This window comes from Paenibacillus qinlingensis (assembly GCF_031455095.1).
Classification (GTDB): Bacteria; Bacillota; Bacilli; order Paenibacillales; family NBRC-103111; genus Paenibacillus_E; species Paenibacillus_E qinlingensis_A.
The window spans coordinates 235,187-253,825 of sequence record NZ_JAVDSB010000008.1 but is presented as its reverse complement, the minus strand read 5'-3'; the positions used below and the strand labels follow the sequence as shown (position 1 = coordinate 253,825).

Below are 18,639 nucleotides of genomic sequence, written 5' to 3'. Positions count from 1 at the left end.
ATTCATGGTGAGTTATCATAATGGAATATGGATTGGGAAACATGGGAAGGGGGCCAGGACATGCATGTATTGATTGTAGATGATGAGCCGGTTATACGCAGAGGAATCGTTAAGATGGCGGAAATGTACCAACCTGCTTTCTCACGCATTCAGACAGCTGAGAATGGCGTGGATGCTTTGGAACAAATTCGTGCCTGCGAGCCTGATCTTGTGCTGGTAGATGTTCGGATGCCGAAAATGGACGGATTAGAGCTCTGCCGAATTATTCATGAGGAATTCCCGCAAATCAAAACAGTTGTGATATCCGGTTACAGTGATTTTGAATATGCCCAAAAAAGTGTGAATTATGGTGTTCGTCATTATATGTTGAAACCAGTCACGACAACGGATGTACATGACATGCTCAATCAGTTAATCAGAGAGCCTTCTCGGGGCTACATGCCGCCTTCCCGTTATATTGAGTGGATTGATCAGATGGAACAGCAAATATGGGCTTTGCAGATGGAAGAGTTAGGAACCCTCATCGACCGTTGGCGTGACTATTGTCTCTCTCTGCATCTCTCATTGGCTGGACTTAAAGAGTTACTGGATGATTGTCATTCCTTGTTAGTCAAGCGCTTTCAAGCGCGTAACTATTCACCGTCAATTATGCAAGCTTATATGCAGGCGGATAGTGTGAGGGATGCCTTAGACATGTTTAATAAAGGTTTAATCCAAATGGCCAAGGGTTTGCAAGCCGTGCGAAGCGGAAGCTTTAAAGATCCGATGGAAGAGGCCAAAAGTTATATTGACAGCCGACTATCGGAAGACATTTCGCTCGATCAAGTTGCGGCCATGGTCGGATTGACACCGACTTATTTTAGTTCGCTTTTTAAAAAAGTAACACAAGAGACCTTTGTTCAATACCGGATTAACAAAAGAATGATGAAGGCGAAAGAAATGTTGGCTATTCCGTATGTTCGTATTGTGGATGTGGCCGCTGATGTGGGGTACGACGATTATCCGCATTTTACCAAAACCTTCAAAAAGATCGTGGGCGTATCCCCTTCTGAATATCGTGCAGGCCTAGGTATCAAATGAAAATTAGAGGGCTAACGAAGAAGATTTTCGTTTATTTTTTGATTGTTATCATTTTGTCTCTAAGCAGTGTCGGCATCTTCTCTTACATGACTTCATCCGGTGAATTAGCGGAAATGGTGGAGAACCAGATGAATCAAATCGTCGGAAATGCGGTTCATCATACGGATCTGTATTTGAAGGACTATGAGCGCTCGATTGTGTCACTTTTGACGAACAGACAGGTTATGGAGTTTATAGATTTGAAGGTTGATCGGGAGGAATACGACTATTATATGTATCGGAAAACGATTCTCGAAACGAGTGTCGAACCGTTATTTATCCGTAATCCGAAGTTGGCTTCCGTCTATGTGATCAGCGATAAACTGAATGCGGTCTATTACTATAACGGTGTGAGTGAGCAATCCTTCAATGCAGAAGATAAAAGGAAGCAGCGACAATATTTGCTTGCCAATACAGCGGCTGACGGCAAATTGAGTATTTTGAACCATACCATTATTGAAGGCCAAGAGAATCAAATGCTCACGCTTGTTCGCCGTTTTCGAGGCTTCACCTCCCCTGAATTAAGTGGCATACTCGCGATTGAGATGCGATCAGCGGATCTGTCTGCCCTATGGAAAGGGATAGATTTAGGTAAATACGGCTACTTGTTCATCATTGATAATAGGGGACGGTATGTCTATCACCCCGATGGGAAGAAAGTCGGATTGGATGTGCCGAACGAGTTTGTAAAGAAACTAGAAAAGGCAGGGCATTCCTCTTTCATTGATACGAGTGAGGGTGACGATCGCATGTATGTGAGCCGAAAGTCCGATTATTCGGATTGGCAGCTTGTCGTCTCTATGCCGCTAAGTGAGCTGCGTAAACCTTTAACCAACATTCGTTCGACAACGCTAATCGTCGGTATATTTACGTTGATTCTGGCGATTTTATTAGCCTATCGATTCGGAAAGTCGATTGCGAAGCCGATTCAAGTGTTAAAAAACGGGATGAGAGAAACGGAGAAAGGGAATTGGGCAACGATTCCATTACCCCCTCACAAGGATGAGATTGTTGAGCTTATGGTGCGCTATAATCTCATGGTTAAGCGGTTGTCTGAAGCTGTGGATCGTGTGGTTCAGGTAGAAATCAGCAACTCTGAGATTCGTATGGAGCGCCAGCAAGCGGAGTTTCAATCCTTGCAGCTGCAAATCAATCCTCATTTTATGTACAACACACTTGAGACGATTGTTTGCTATGCCACGATTCAAGAATCAGAAGAAATATCTGAAATCGTGAAGGCGTTGGCGTATATGCTGCGTTATTCGGTTCAAACCAATCTGGAGGAAATTACCGTTGCTAACGAATTGAAGCACGTTTTGTATTATATTGTTGTTCTTAAGCACAGAATTGGTCGTGAATTCGAGATTGATGTGGCTATAAAGCCGGAGTACTTGCTTCATGTCATGGTTCGTTTAACCCTCCAACCGTTAGTGGAGAATGTGTTCCAGCATGCGTTCCCAGACGGGTTGGAAGATTATCACTTCGTTCGTATTGACGGAGGTGTTGTTGATGGCATTTTCTGGATCAGCGTTGAGGATAATGGTTCGGGCATGACGGAGGCGAAGTTAACGCAACTGCAAGAGAAATTGAGTGCTAACCGGCTAGCGGATGCCGAAACAGATGAAGCGGGTAAAAAGGGCGGTATTGGTGTGCTGAACGTCCATCGCCGTATTCAAATGGTTTATGGGGAGAGCTATGGCCTGAGGATTGAAAGTGTGCCTGAGCAAGGTACGAAGATGATTATGGTGATGCCAGCATCCCCTAAACAGGGTGCTAAGCCAATTGGTAAATAGGGGGCATATTCTTGAACAATCGTGAGAAACTGTGGTATCTACAACCTGCTAAAGAGTGGGTGGAGGCGCTTCCGATCGGGAACGGTCGGTTAGGTGGGATGGTCTTCGGCCATGTGCAGGAGGAACGAATACAGCTCAATGAAGATTCCATCTGGTACGGAGGACCTAAGGATGGACTGAATCCTGATGGGTCCCGTAATTTGGAACACATTCGGGAGCTGCTTTTTGCAGGGAAGGTGGAAGAGGCCACGCGATTAACGCGCATGGCCCTTTTTTCCACGCCTAAATACTATAATCCCTATCAGCCTTTGGGAGATTTGAGGTTTTATTTTCATGGTCACCAGGGGGAAGTTGAAGGATATCGGCGCGAGTTGGATATTAAGAATGCCACAGCTCGGACAAGCTATCGGGTAGATGGTGTCACCTATCATCGTACGATGTATGCCAGCTATCCCGATCAAGTGATCGTCATGCGGTTGGAGTGCGATCAGCGTGGGAAGCTTGCCTTCTCAGCGAATTTGAACCGCAGGCCCTACGAAGGAGAATCGGGCAGGTTGTCGGCAGACAGCATCTGGATGAGCGGCGATTGCGGGAAGCACGGTGTCGACTATGCCTGTGTGTTGAAGGCAAGGACTGAGGATGGTTCTGTCTCGGTCGTTGGCGATTTCCTGTCTGTGGAAGGGGCTAGCTCCGTGACGTTGCTGCTTGCCGCAGCCAGTACGTTTCGAGAGCCCGATCCATTAGCTGCATGCCAAGAGCATATCGCTTCAGCAGAGGCGTATCGTACGAAAGAACTGGAGAGCCGGCATATTCACGATTATCAAGCGTTGTACAATCGGATCAGTCTACGTCTGGCGGAACAGGATCCGTTAGATGATGTAGCAACTGATCAGCGATTAAAGCTGTTGCATGAGTCACATTCCCATGTGGACATTGGATTGACGGAGCTTTACTTTCACTACGGCCGGTATTTGCTGATCGCGAGCTCCCGCCCAGGATGCTTGCCAGCCAATCTTCAGGGCATATGGAATGACAGCTTTACACCGCCTTGGGAGTCTAAATACACGATTAACATCAATACGCAAATGAATTATTGGCCAGCGGAGGTATGTGGGTTATCCGAGTGTCATGAGCCATTATTTGATCATATTGAGCACATGCAAGTTAGTGGTCGACAAACCGCCAGAGAGCTATATGGTTGTTCAGGCTTTGTCGCACATCACAACACGAATATTTGGGGAGAAACACGACCAGAGGGCTTGTTTCCGACCTGTGTCATTTGGCCAATGGGAGCGGCATGGCTGAGCTTGCATCTGTGGGAACAATTTCTGTTTACGGCAGATCAGGATTTTTTACGGAGGAGAGCCTATCCGATTTTGAAGGAAGCCGCGGCATTCTTCGTTAATTATTTGGTGGAATCACCGAATGGGCAGCTTGTGACAGGTCCCTCTGTTTCGCCGGAAAACCTCTATGTCCTGGCGGATGGAACTAGAGGAGCATTGACGATGGGACCTTCTATGGATTCGCAAATCATCCATGAATTGTTCACTGCATGTATTCAGAGCTGCGATCATCTACAGGTGGATGGCGAGTTGCGAGCTCAGCTTACATCGCTGTTAGAACGCCTGCCTAAGCCTCAGATTGGCAGACATGGTCAGATTATGGAATGGCTGGAGGATTATGAGGAGGTGGATCCAGGGCATCGCCATATTTCACAGTTGTTTGCCCTTCATCCTGGCACGCAAATAAGCCCTCATCGCACACCGGAATTAGCCGAGGCAGCAGCAGCAACCCTTCAGCGCAGATTGGATAACGGAGGCGGTCATACGGGCTGGAGCAGCGCGTGGATCGTCAATATGTATGCGAGACTTGAAGATGGTGAACAGGCGTATACCCATTTGAGTCATATGCTGAGCAAGTCAACGTATCCCAACTTGTTTGATGCGCATCCTCCTTTCCAGATTGACGGCAATTTCGGAGCGACAGCGGGTATTGTTGAGATGTTGCTGCAGACGCATGCAGGTGAGCTGAGTTTGCTCCCTGCCCTGCCTACTGCGTGGCAACAAGGGACTGTTAGCGGCCTGAGAGGACGCAATGGTTATGTAATTGATCTTACGTGGAACGATGGTCAATTATCGCAAGCAGTTATTCGTGCAGCCTTATCTGGCTCATGTAGAGTTCGCACACGTGAAGCCGTACTGGTGTTCTGTGACGGAAAAGAAGTGCTAGCCAACAGGGATCAAACGGTTATTGAATTTCAAGTTGAAGCCGGCTGCAAGTATGAAATTTTCAGAAAATAGGGAACATCGAATGGGATTCCTAGTCATTTCCATTTTCAAAAATCGTTAGAGAGAAATACGTGACAATTTAAAATTTCGGGCAAGTTCTCCTTCTTGGGTGCATAGGATTGTAGTACACAATTCACCATCACGAGCTGACCAATATCCATAGAGGCAGCAGTGAAAGGAGGTACCCATGGACATATTCAAAAGAATTTCAGAGCATCGTACGGAGAAGGATTCATTGAGCTGGACCGGTACGTTCGCGGAGTACATAGAATTGCTTCGCAGTAATCCTGGACTCGCGAGAACTGCGCATTCAAGGGTCTACGATATGATTGCTTCCCAGGGGATCAACGATCAGAGTGGCCACAAATCTTACAAGTTTTTCAACCAAGAGATTTTTGGTCTAGATCGTGCCGTTGAGAAGCTAGTGGAAGAATATTTCCACTCCGCTGCCCGTCGCTTGGATGTTCGTAAACGTATTTTGTTGCTAATGGGTCCTGTAAGCGGTGGGAAATCCACAATTGTGACCATGCTGAAACGCGGATTAGAGCAATTTGCCAAGACCGATCTAGGGGCCGTCTATGCGATTAAAGGGTGTCCGATGCACGAAGAGCCGCTTCATTTGATTCCGATGGAGTTGCGGTTGGAGATTGAGCGTGAGCTCAATGTGAAAATCGAGGGCAGCCTGTGTCCTTCCTGCCAAATGCGTCTGAAAACGGAGTACAACGGTTGTATTGAAGATGTGCATGTGGAGCGTGTATTTGTCTCTGAAGAAGGTCGTGTGGGGATTGGTACGTTCAGTCCGTCCGATCCCAAATCGCAAGATATCGCAGATTTAACGGGAAGCATTGATTTCTCAACCATTACAGAGTTTGGTTCTGAGTCTGATCCGCGGGCGTATCGATTCGATGGCGAGCTCAATAAGGCGAACAGGGGGATCATGGAGTTCCAGGAAATGCTGAAATGTGATGAGAAATTCCTATGGAATTTGCTCTCACTTACCCAGGAGGGGAATTTCAAAGCGGGACGCTTCGCCTTGATCAGTGCCGATGAGTTAATCATTGCGCATACGAATGAAACGGAGTATAAGTCTTTTATCGCGAATAAGAAAAATGAGGCCTTGCAGTCTCGTATGATTGTCATGCCGATCCCCTATAATTTACGCGTAACAGATGAAGAAAAGATTTACACCAAGCTTATCGGACAGAGTGATATGTCCCACATCCACATTGCACCGCACGCGCTGCGCGTAGCTGCCATCTTCTCGATTCTTACTCGTTTGAAGGAAACGAAGAAGCAAGGTATGGATCTGATCAAGAAAATGCGCATGTACGACGGTGAAGTGGTTGAAGGCTACAAAGAAGCGGATCTAAAGGAAATGCAAAATGAGTACCAGGAAGAAGGCATGAGCGGCATTGATCCCCGTTATGTTATTAACCGGATTTCTAGTGCCTTGATCCGCCAGGATCTGCAATGTATTAATGCGCTAGATGTGCTGCGTGCTTTGAAAGACGGCTTGGATCAACATCCATCCATAACCAAGGATGAGCGGGAGCGCTTCCTCAATTTCATCTCCGTTGCTCGTAAGGAATACGACGATATTGCCAAGAAAGAAGTGCAGAAAGCGTTCGTCTACTCCTTCGAGGAGTCAGCTAGAACGATTTTCGACAACTACTTGGATAATATTGAGGCTTACTGCAACTGGGGCAAAATTAAAGATCCGTTAACCGGCGAGGAAATGGATCCAGATGAGCGCCTCATGCGTTCCATTGAAGAGCAAATTGGCATTTCGGAAAATGCGAAAAAAGCATTCCGCGAAGAGATACTAATTCGGATCTCCTCTTACTCACGCAAAGGAAGAAAATTTGATTACAGCAGCCACGAACGCCTGCGTGAAGCGATTGAGAAGAAGCTGTTCGCTGATCTGAAGGACATCGTGAAGATTACAACCTCAACGAAAACACCGGATGAGAAGCAGCTGAAGAAAATTAACGATGTTTCGAAACAGTTGATCGATGAGCATGGTTACTGCCCGGTTTGTGCCAATGAATTATTGCGGTATGTAGGGAGCTTATTGAATAGATAGGCTAACGTGCTTGAAACCAAAGACCTGAGCGGGTGACGACCCCTTAGGTCTTTTTTACTGTGCGAAGGATGCCGATTGTTGCCTAACACGTAATCTATTAATCTCTCATATACTACTTTAGCTTCATAATAGAGGAGGTGGAGAAGATCATGGCAAGGAACTCAATGAAAATAACAGGCGCTTATCTATTAATCTTGCTAAGCTTTCTAGCTATCATCTTAACATGGGAGCCCAAGCTATTGACACCTTTGGGGGGGATTTTCATTGCAGGTGTAAGCTTCATAGGGGCTGTTCTGATGTGGCAGGATGCAGTCGAGTCATTGCAAGGAGTTGGCACGGAGAATGTCAACCGAGCCAAAGCCGATCGCTGATAAACAAGAGGAAAAGGACCATACCCCCCAAAAGACGAAGTCTGAATCCGGGAAGTGGAGTGATCTTTTTGGTTTCGGTAAAATGATGGACAAACTCCCACTTCACAAACTCTCAGCTAGAATGGCATATTGCATGTTTTTCGATTTGGTTTTATTGTTTTTTATTCTCATTCTACGTGTGACAGATACCAAAGTGAATGAGTTTCCGAATGCTTGGGATTTCAGACTCATCGTGCTTACAACAATTGTTGTTTTTTTCGTAGGGTTGTGCGATTTGATGAAATTTAGAAAATAATTTTTTGAAAAAAATTTTAAATGACTTCCATTCCAGCCTCTACTAACTTTTTGGTGGGGGGCTTTTTTAAATGAATTTCGTATGCTTAATATTACAGAATATTGTGTGAATTGGATGCTGGGTAATCTTGTCGAATATGCACGAATGTTTGTTGGGTGGTGTCGATTAAAAGCGGAATATAGGAGTAAATGTATGGAGAGATCGATATTAGTTCTTTGTGCCTAAATTTAATGAAGAATTCGGATTTATTACAAAAATAATACAGGTAATTAAGATTAGATAAAGATGAATTTGTGGGTCTTTTTTACTAATTTTTTACATAGAAAATTTGTAATATATATGCTACGATCTCCTCATCTCATTACAGACCTGAAGGAATGAATTCATCCTACTTGTTCTGTAATATAAATATTACAAATACAATGGAGGCAACAAGGCATGAAGAAAACACTTCTTGTTTCATCACTATCTGCTGCAATTTTAATGGGGACTATATCTGCTTATGCAGATACAACGAATCCATTTACGGATATTACGGGTTCATACGCCAAGGATGCGATTATTCAACTGCAAAAAGAAGGCATTCTAACTGGTATTGATGCCGAACACTTTGACCCGCAGGGTACTTTGACGAGAGCTCAATTTGTTACCATTTTAGTTAAAGCACTTGGACTACCGATTGACCAACATGCCCTTTCCACATTTACTGATGTAGACGACTGGGCTATTCCTTATATCGAAGCCGCTAAAAAAGCAGGTATTATTGACGGGCTAGGTGGAGGACTATTTGGGCCAAACGCTAACATCACGCGTGAACAAACGGCAGTTGTGATGGTGAAAGCATTAATTTCCCAGGGAGTGATCAAGGACGAGGATGCTAAAACAACATTCACAGATGCTGACAGCATTTCTGACTGGGCTTTGAAATACGTTGCATTAGCACAACAACATGGATTACTCAGTGGTAACCCTGATGGTTCTTTCAATCCTCAGGGCGAAGCTACACGGGAACAAGCCGCGGTCATGGGTGCGAACTTAATTAAAACAGTGGAAGAAATAACGGATGGACAAGTAACAACCCCTACTCCTACTTCCACTCCACCTGTAACTCCTGCTCCAACTACAACTCCTGCCCCTGTTGGTGGTGGAGGCGGTGGTGGTGGTGGATTTACAGCTGACACAACGGCACCAACCGCACCTACTAATGTAATAGCTTCAAACGTAACACAGACGGGTATTACATTGACCTGGACTGCTTCTACTGACAGCGTAGGTGTGACTGGGTATGACGTGTATCAAGGTACAACAAAGCTAGGATCTGTTAACGCTTTGAGCTATGAGGTAACGGGTCTGACAGCTAATACTAGCTACAGTTTCACTGTAAAAGCTAAAGATCTTGCGGGTAACGTATCTGTGTCAAGCACAGCTGTAGCGGTAACTACGGCGGCAGTAACACCACCCGTGATCACAAACCCACAAGACTTCATCCAGGTGCAAGATTTCGGATACTGGGCAGACGCAACACCTACTAGTGGAGCCTATAACGTTGGATTCAAATTAGATCTAACAAAGCTTCCTTATGAGAACATCAAGAAGATTGAGGTAGCTTTAGTGGATGCAGGTGGAACCGTGCTTGGGAAGCGTACAGCTACTGGAACACAGATCACAAAGCTTGCGGAAGATGATGCGCTGTATGGTAATGATCTTAATGGTGAACTTAGTGCTGCATTTACTAAACGTGATGCAGGGACTAATGATTATTGGACCAGTATTGCTTATGATTTCACAACACCATCCAAAGCGATCATCACGATCACTGATAATAATGACAGTATCTACACAGTGGAGAACAGTAATCTATCTTCTTCTTCAGGTGAGATTGCAAATCCACAAGAATACGTTCAAGCACAAGATTTTGGTTATTTCATTGACGCGACACCAGAGAGTGCAGGGTACAACGTAGGATTCAAGTTGGATGTGTCCAAACTAGCCTACAGCAATATCCGTAAAATTGAGGTAGCGCTTGTTGATGCGAGCAACGCTGTTCTAGCTACTCGCACGGCTACCGGTGCTCAAATTACGAAATTAATGACAGATGATATTACATACGGTGGTCTGGATGGTCAACTGAGTGCAGCATTCATCAAACGCGCAGCTGGAGATACGAATGAATGGTGGACAAGCTCCGCTTATGATTTCGCAACACCAGCAAAAACGGTAATCACCATTACAGATAGCACGAATCGTATTTACAAAGTGGAAAACAGTAACTTGTCTTCATCGTCAGGTGAAGTAGCAAATCCACAATCCTACATTCAAACACAAGATTTTGGTTATTGGGCAGATCAAGAAGCTTTCAATGTAGGTTTCAAATTCGATGTATCCAAGATTTCATATGACAATATTCGTAAGATCGAAGTGTCACTTGTTGATGCAAACAATAATGTTCTAGCTACACGTACTGCTACAGGATCACAAATAGTAAATTTGAAAGATCAAGATGCTCAATATAGTGGCGCAATTGATGGAGAACTAAGTAGTGCTTTCACAAAGCGTACAGTTTCAGGTGTTAACCAATGGTGGAGTAGCTCAGTCTTTGATTTTACAACTCCTGCTAAAGCTGTGATTAAAATTACAGACAGTACTAACCGTATATTTAAGGTTGAAAACAATACCCTTGTTGGCACACCTGTAGTTGCATCACCACCAGTAAATACAATTAACCACGTTGCTACGGATGCATCAACACCAATATTCGCTGCAAGTGGTGGCTATTTCTTAGCCATGCAATTTCAAGTTAGCAGCAACTTGGACTTAACTAATTCAAATGTACAATTTACTTCTTACTACGAATACACAACTGTGGGGTCAGAAGTTTATGCGGTAAAAGATAGTAGCAATAATGTGTTCACAAGAACTAAAGAGTGGGGATTTGTGAAATATGTGCAAAATGGTGAGTTAAAATCTCAACCTAATAGTTTAGTAACTGGCACAGATTATGTGTTTGTAACCTCGGATAATACGACTGCTAGACTAGCGTCTCTTGAGCAGCTACCTGTTGGAACTGAATACGATGTCAGAGTAGTCTACGTAATTACAAATACGGATGGCGTTGCAACAACCTCTTATTCCCCTTGGGTACATTTCACAAGATAGAAAGCGCCCATTTTTGGGCATTCGTTCACCGAGTAGGCAATCGCACACATACAGTATAGGAAGAAATCAAAAACTATACACAGAATGTGAGTGATTCCGATATGACGAAGCGTGAAGATCAAGAATTTCGTCCACCGATTGGAGGGCACGGCGGCCCTGGACATGGCCCTGGCGGATTCGGTGGACCCGGTCACGGTCCAGGAGGCCCCGGCGGCCCCGGCGGACCTGGTCACTTCCCGGGAGGTCCAGGAGGACCTGGTCATTTCCCCGGTGGACCTGGCGGACCCGGTTACTTTCCCGGAGGACCTGGAGGTCCAGGCAAATTGCCTGGTCACGGACCTGGCTGGTATGGGCACGGCGGCGGCTTTAATAATGTACTGCCATGGGTAGTAGCGCCATTGTTATACGGTGCGGCGTCGCAACCGTATTACCCACCGTATTACCCATATCCGTATCCATACCCGCCATACTATCAACAATATCCCCCTTACACACAGTATCCTGTAATTAGGGAAGAAGATCTGTAGTCACATCGTGTTAAAAACAGAGATGCTAGAACCTTGAGAGATCAAGGTTCTTTTTTCATTTCAAAATGCCAACTTTCGATTCACCTACTATCAAGATGTTACGTGTTAATCTAACAAAATTTTGTATATTGATTCCATCGAATCATACATATTTATTGGATATTTTCGCATTGGCTTAGGCCTGTTAACTAATTGGAATCATGTATATTGTACCGGCAAGAGCTGTCAAGTAAGATGAACGGGTTCATGTGGTCTGTTCCATAGCTTCGGAGGATTGAAGCTGCCCATGGAATGAAGGACAATTAATTTACCTTAGGAAAGGGGCTAAGAAGTTATATGACGATAAACTTACGAAATTTGAAAGCGCTTTTGTTGGTTGTAGCCATGTTAGTTAACTTAGCTGCGCTGCCAATGACTCCTGCCCATGCAGCCGATGCTTCGGGGGATGAGTATGACTTACTCCGGGCCAGAATGTATGACATGTTGACGGGTGGACCGGACTATGATCCAGCAGACGCGGTCATAGCTGACAAAATTACGAACATTACTAGCACTGCTCAGAATAACTGGGACACGATGAATAAAAGTGAGGGAAGAGCCTACCTCTGGAGTGATATGGCTACCACAACGGAATCGGAGCATGTTTCCGGCAGCTATCAGCGGCTGGAAGCGATGACGCTAGCTTACGCGACAAGAGGCTCAGCCTTAGAGCATAACGCAGCTATGTTGGCTGATATCATCAGTGCAATGGACTGGATGTATGCCAATCGATATAACAAGAATGTGGTGTTTCGAGGCTATGACAACTGGTTTGATTGGCAAATCAGCTCTCCGTTAAGTATTAACAACATCACGACAATGATTTATTCCAGTCTAACACCGACGCAGATTAGTAATTGGCATGCGGTAATCGACTATCAAGCTCTTACGTGGGGTGCTGGACTGACAGGGGCCAATCGTGTGTGGGCCTGCAACATTAAAATCTCAAGCGGGATTATCGTCAAGAACAATGCGAAAATCATTGAGGGTAGAGATCAGTTAAGCTCGGTATTCGATTATGTTACTTCCGGAGAAGGCATGTATAATGACGGTTCATTTCTTCAGCATACGGCACTTATAGCTTATAACGGTGGATATGGAATTAACCTTATCGATAATTTGACCAAGGTCATGTATATTATAGCGGGCTCATCTTGGGACATTACAGATCCAGATGTAAACAATATTTATCAATGGATATATAATGCCTTCGAGCCTCTCTTTTACAACAATTCCATGTTCGACATGGTCAGAGGAAGAAATATTGCAAGAAAAGCCAGCGATGATAACGGGGCTACTTCCATGGGAGCTCTTGGTGCGGCGGTGGTCAGGATGTCCTATTCCGCGCCTTCGGTCGAGGATCGGGCAGCTTTTAAGTCTATGGTTAAAAAGTGGATGTTGGAGTCTACGTCGCCTACTAAATATGCAGATTTGAGCTCGATCATCATTATTATTCAGACGAAACAAATTGTAAACGATTCCTCAGTTATACCTAGAGCAGCATATATAGGAAATAAACAATATCCCAATATGTCCAAAGCTGTACACCATAGACCGGGATACGTCTTCGGAATCAGCATGTCCTCCGATAAAGTCGGTAATTTTGAAATCGTTAATGAAGAGAATCTTAAAGGATGGCATACCGGAGACGGGATGACGTATCTATATAATTCCGACCTGGAGCAATACAAGGATTCCTTCTGGCCTACCATTAATAGCTACCGCTTGCCAGGTACCACGGTCAATCAGAATACCACAGCTGCACCCAACGCCAAAAATCCCAATAACTGGGTTGGAGGCACGGAGATAGATGGATTGTACGGGGCTACAGGCATGCAATATACGGCCAATGGATACAATCTCAAAGCGAAGAAATCGTGGTTCATGTTTGATGATGAGATTGTAAGTCTTGGCGCTGGCATTACGTCCACAGATAACAAGATCGTGGAAACGATTGTTGAGAATCGCAAGCTGAACGACGGCGGGAACAATGCACTCACGGTGAACGGCTCAACGAAGCCAACGGAACTAGGCTGGAGCGAGACCATGGACGGAGTGAATAGCATTCATCTGGCTGGTAATGTGCCAGGCTCGGACATCGGCTACTATTTCCCAACGCCATCGTCTATTCATGGCTTGCGAGAGTCGAGAACAGACACATGGTCGAGTGTGAACCAATATTATCAAGGCTCTGATTACGCAACTGAGTATACACGCAATTATATGAATCTATGGTTCGATCACGGTACGAATCCTACCAATGGTACCTATGATTACGTGCTACTTCCTGGTAAATCAAGTGAAGAAGTTGGGCAATACGCTAATCTTCCTGATATTGAAGTGCTGGCCAATACGCCGAATGTACAAGCTGTTAAAGAAAAGAAGCTAGGCATCACGGCAATAAATTTTTGGAATGATGGCTTGACGACTGTAGATCAGATTACAAGTAATAAGAAGGCTTCCGTCATGATCAAGAAGACGGAAGAGGATATCGAAGTGTCCGTCTCTGATCCAACGAAGGCTAATACGGGCACGATTGATCTTGTATTGGATACAGATTTTGGCGATATCGTTTATTTGGATCCAGGCGTTTCCTTAAATCACGTTGACGGAAAAGCGAAATTGTCCGTTAATGTCAAGAACTCATTAGGAAAAAGTTTCAAGGTGAAATTCCGTTTGCCGGGGAACAACCAAGCGCTTCATACGCCTACTGGTTTGACGGCAGTAGTAAATTCCGCCAATAGTGTCAAGCTGACGTGGAATGGCGTTGATCGAGCCAATACAGTGCCTTCCGCACCTACAGGGCTAACGGTTGATGGGAATACGGTTAGTAGTTTGAACGTGAACTGGGATGCCGTTCCAGATTCCGCAGATTACAGGCTGTATCGTTCCACTTCAGAGGACGGAGATTATTATTCAATTTCTGATCTTTCGAGTGGGGCCCTAAGCTATACGGACACGAAGTTGAATAGCGGCAGCCAGTATTTTTATAAAGTAGCAGCGATGAACAGCAAGGGCATGTCCGCTTATTCAGCCGTTACATCCGGATGGACAGTTTCTGCTCCGCCTTCCGGCTTGAAAGTCGTGAATGTTGCGGGAAATAGCATAACACTCGCATGGAATGAAGTGCCAGGAGCTACGGAATATCGACTCTATCGGTCTGCCACGTTGACTGGTGAATATGAGTCTTTGACGGGGCCATCCGTCACAGCAGTGACCTACACGGATTCAGGGATTGCAGAGGGGACGAATTATTATTATAAAGTCGCTGCATTAAATCCTGGGGGCATGTCTGATGTTTCGGCCCCGATTGCAACTTTATTTAATATCCCGGCGTATGCCCTTAATGAAAGCTTCGATGATATGACTCGAGGCGAGTTGAACGGGCAACGAGGCTGGAATGCGACCGTCCCAGCGGGAACAGTCGGCGGCGAGATTACGGTCACGGAAGATTCGGCAACAAGTGCGAATGTGGTGATGAAAAAAGAAAGCACAGGCGATCCTGTTGTTAGCCATACATTTAGCGTACCTGCTGGAGCTTATGTAACGGCAGAAGTAACCGTGTCTGCCTCAAATGCGGAATACAAAACCGTTCTTGATGTTCGGGATAGTGTTGCGGGTAAAAGAGCAGTTAACATCATCATGCAGAGCGGAAAAATTTGGGGATACAGCGGCTCAAGCAAGGTGGATTTGGTGAATCCCATGGAATTTAATCGAGCCTATCGTTTGAAAGCTGTTATCAATACAGTAACTAAAAAATTTGATATGTATGTAGATGATCAGCTGCTAGGTTCCAATTGGTCTTACAGAGAAAGTCCGGTTAATAATCTGGATACGGTCATATTTGGATTAGCAGGTACGACCAGCGCCATGACCTTAGATGACATCAAGATATCTTATGTTACAGCTGCTCCTGCGAACTTAGCGGTAGCAGAACGAACTGGAACAGGAATTAAGCTGACATGGAATTCCGTTACAGGCGCTACAGGCTACCGCTTGTACCGTTCCCAGAATCCAACTGCTGGCTTCACACAAGTGGCGGAGGTAGCTTCCGGTACCACCTTTACGGACAGCGGTCTAACGCCGAAAACGAACTATTTCTACAAAATCGTAACGTTAAGCAACGGTGCAGTCTCGGCAGAATCGAGCGTGCTGACAACGGCAACAACGAATGCATCAGGGACGGACATCCCTAAAGCACCGGTGGAGCTGTACGCTAGTGATTTTACAGGCTCGACCATCAAGCTAAACTGGAAAGCCGGCAAGGATGCTGCCAGCTATTCGATCTACAGATCCACAGCGAGCAGCGATTTGTTCGAGCTTATCGGCAGCACGGCATCACTGTTCTACGTGGATTCAGGGCTGAACGGTACGACGAGCTATAACTACAAGGTCATATCAGTCAACGATGAAGGCGTTTCACCAGATTCGAATATCGTATCTTCCACGTTTGGTGTCGTGCAGACGCTCGTTGACGATAATTTCGATAACGATGCGCTCGGAGCAGATCCGGCGGGCTGGACAATTGTAGAAGACACCGGCAGACCGGTATCGGTTGTCGAAGCGACCTATGCTGCTGCGCCAGGACATGCAGTAAGAGTTACGGGCGGTAACAAGCTCGCGACGAGTGCGGAGAGAAGATTCGGAGATGCACAAGGATATCAAGGAATCGTTACGGTAGAAACGAGTGTGTTACCGAAAGATACTAACTGGAAGAATATACCTGTTGTAATAGATGCTAGTAATAATGCAACCGCTCACGTGTATTTTAGTGGAGGCCAAATTATTGCCTACAATTCCAGCGCCAAGGTAACGGTTTCTCCGGTTGTTAGCGATGGAACCTGGTATAAAACAAAGGTTGTAATGAATACAAACACGAAGAAATACGATTTATTCTTAAATGATGCAGCTACGGCGGCTGCGAGCCAATTAGCGTTTAGATCTACTGTCACATCCACAGTTTACAGCGTGAGAATGGCCGTCGACAATGTGAGCAGCTTCGACTTTGACAATGTCAAAGCGTACTTTAAGCCTTTTGCACCAACGGCATTAGCCGCGAGTCAGAACACCAATTCAAGTATCAAATTAACGTGGGGTACTTCTGCTGGAGCTTCGAGCTACAAGCTGTACCGTTCCACTAGCGCTAACGAAGGCTATCAGATGGTATACGCTGGTTCGGCATTGACCTATACCGACACAGGACTCCAAAGTGGGAAGACTTACTATTATAAGGTTGCAGCGGTGAAAGGAACTGCTGTATCTGATGCATCCAACATGGTGACGACTGCAACAACAGGCACACCGGTTGCTACTATGGCTATGCCAAGTTTGAAGAGAGAAGTGAGTGTCCTCTCAGCAATAGTTGACACCGGTCAAGTAGGTTACATCGTGTACCGGGATGGGGTAGAAGTGGGCAGAACCTTTGATACTTTCATTATTGATGCTCCTCTGGAAGCGGGAAGAACGTATCAATTCACCATTGCTGCCTATGATAATTTGGGGCATACCTCACATGTGAGCTTACCAGTGGCGTATACAGCTCCAGCGATAACCGAAGAGAACGATTCTTCTGATTCCGATTCGACTACTCCACCACCCGCAACTGGAACACCTTCTACGGATGCTACTCTGAAGCCTCAGCTTGACATCCAGACAGGCGATGCGAAGGTCATTGTGGAAAGTAAGGTCATTGCGGATGGATTCGGACAGCTAACGGCGGATACCGCCGGCACCAAAGTACTTCCAATTGAAGTGCCAATCGTAGAAGGCGCAATAAGCTATACGATTGTGTTGCCGGCTCAAGCACTTACGGCAGATACAGCAGCTCAGCATCTTGCGCTAAATACGGCTATAGGCAACGTAGTCGTATCTTCCAACATGCTCGAACAAAGCGATGCAGTCGGCGCAAAAGAAGTAGGTTTAACAATCGCTATGGTTGATCCTTCTAAGCTGTCTGAAGCACTGCAAGCACAGAACGGTAACCGGCCTGTGATTGAACTTCATGTAACCGTAGACGGCAAACAAGTTGTCTACAATAACCCCGATGCTCCAGTTAAAGTATCCTTACCGTATAAGCCGACGGCAGAGGAGCTCAAGAATCCTGAGCATCTGGTCGTGTGGTATATTGACGGAGCTGGTAAAGCAGTTTCCGTTCCTAATGGGAAATACGATCCAGCAACGGGGATGGTTAGCTTTTCAACGACTCACTTCAGCATGTATGCTATAGCGTATGTGTTCAAAACCTTTGACGATATCTTGGCGTATGACTGGGCTAAAGATGCCATCGAGGTGATGGCGTCCAAAGGGATTATTAACGGAACGAGCGAAGTTACGTTCACTCCAGCGGCTAATATCTCCAGAGCAGACTTCTCCTTACTATTGGTAAAAGCATTAAGTCTGTCAGCCCGTGGAGATTCGAACTTCAAATTAAACTTCAATGACGTAAGTAAGGATGCTTACTATTATGACGCTGTGGCCACGTTGAAGAAGCTAGCAATCGTGCAAGGCAGCGGCGAGAATAAGTTTAATCCGAATGAAACGATTTCCAGACAGGATATGATGGTGATTGCGGCAAGAGCCCTACGAGTGGTGAAAAAGCTTAGTGCAGATGCTATTAGCGCTGACTTGAACGCATTCACAGATCAGTCAACGGTAGCTGCCTATGCGGTTAGTGATTTGGCAGCCATGGTGAAAGAAGGACTGATTCAGGGGAGTGGAGGCTTTTTGAATCCTGCAGGATTTGCGACGAGAGCAGAAGCTGCTGTGATGATGGATAGAATGTATCATAAGTAATTAGCGTAGAAAGACCGCCATATCTGGCGGTCTTTTCGTATTTTAGCATGAATAGGAGTTTCTAGATCGGTTAGGACTGGCTTGTTAGTTACTACAATGGAAAGGTTTAATACACTACAGTATTTTAATGCAGTACAAATTATTGCTAATAATCTGACGACACAAATGTTCCTACA

At 45.4% G+C, this 18,639-nt stretch carries 9 protein-coding genes; all 9 read left to right on the top strand.

Annotated elements, in window-relative coordinates; all coding sequences use genetic code 11:
• Positions 1 to 60: 60 nt before the first annotated feature.
• The 9 genes from J2736_RS21185 to J2736_RS21145 all read left to right on the top strand — a co-directional run bounded on the left by J2736_RS21185 (position 61) and on the right by J2736_RS21145 (position 18,463).
• Positions 61 to 1,080, top strand: a complete 1,020-nt coding sequence (locus J2736_RS21185) for a response regulator transcription factor (protein ID WP_310500567.1) — start codon at positions 61 to 63, stop codon at positions 1,078 to 1,080.
• 38 nt (positions 1,081 to 1,118) lie between these two features.
• On the top strand, positions 1,119 to 2,912 hold the full coding sequence (locus tag J2736_RS21180; protein WP_310500566.1) for a cache domain-containing sensor histidine kinase: 1,794 nt from the start codon (positions 1,119 to 1,121) through the stop codon (positions 2,910 to 2,912).
• An 11-nt stretch (positions 2,913 to 2,923) separates the two neighbouring features.
• The gene (locus J2736_RS21175) at positions 2,924 to 5,212 is read left to right on the top strand and encodes a glycoside hydrolase family 95 protein (protein WP_310500565.1); all 2,289 of its coding nucleotides are present in this window, start codon (positions 2,924 to 2,926) and stop codon (positions 5,210 to 5,212) included.
• 175 nt (positions 5,213 to 5,387) lie between these two features.
• A complete protein-coding gene (locus J2736_RS21170) occupies positions 5,388 to 7,283 on the top strand; it encodes a PrkA family serine protein kinase (RefSeq protein ID WP_310500564.1) in 1,896 nt (631 codons plus the stop codon).
• A 149-nt stretch (positions 7,284 to 7,432) separates the two neighbouring features.
• The gene (locus tag J2736_RS21165) at positions 7,433 to 7,654 is read left to right on the top strand and encodes a hypothetical protein (RefSeq protein WP_310500563.1); all 222 of its coding nucleotides are present in this window, start codon (positions 7,433 to 7,435) and stop codon (positions 7,652 to 7,654) included.
• On the top strand, positions 7,626 to 7,949 hold the full coding sequence (locus J2736_RS21160; protein ID WP_310500562.1) for a hypothetical protein: 324 nt from the start codon (positions 7,626 to 7,628) through the stop codon (positions 7,947 to 7,949). Before J2736_RS21165 ends, J2736_RS21160 begins: the two co-directional genes overlap by 29 nt.
• Before the next feature lie 438 nt (positions 7,950 to 8,387).
• Positions 8,388 to 11,105 carry an S-layer homology domain-containing protein gene (locus J2736_RS21155; RefSeq protein WP_310500561.1) on the top strand — a complete coding sequence of 906 codons (2,718 nt, stop codon included), beginning with the start codon at positions 8,388 to 8,390 and terminating at the stop codon, positions 11,103 to 11,105.
• Between the two features lie 101 nt (positions 11,106 to 11,206).
• The gene (locus tag J2736_RS21150; RefSeq protein WP_310500560.1) at positions 11,207 to 11,632 is read left to right on the top strand and encodes a hypothetical protein; all 426 of its coding nucleotides are present in this window, start codon (positions 11,207 to 11,209) and stop codon (positions 11,630 to 11,632) included.
• Positions 11,633 to 11,968: 336 nt separating this feature from the next.
• On the top strand, positions 11,969 to 18,463 hold the full coding sequence (locus J2736_RS21145) for a polysaccharide lyase family 8 super-sandwich domain-containing protein (protein WP_310500559.1): 6,495 nt from the start codon (positions 11,969 to 11,971) through the stop codon (positions 18,461 to 18,463).
• Positions 18,464 to 18,639: the final 176 nt, after the last annotated feature.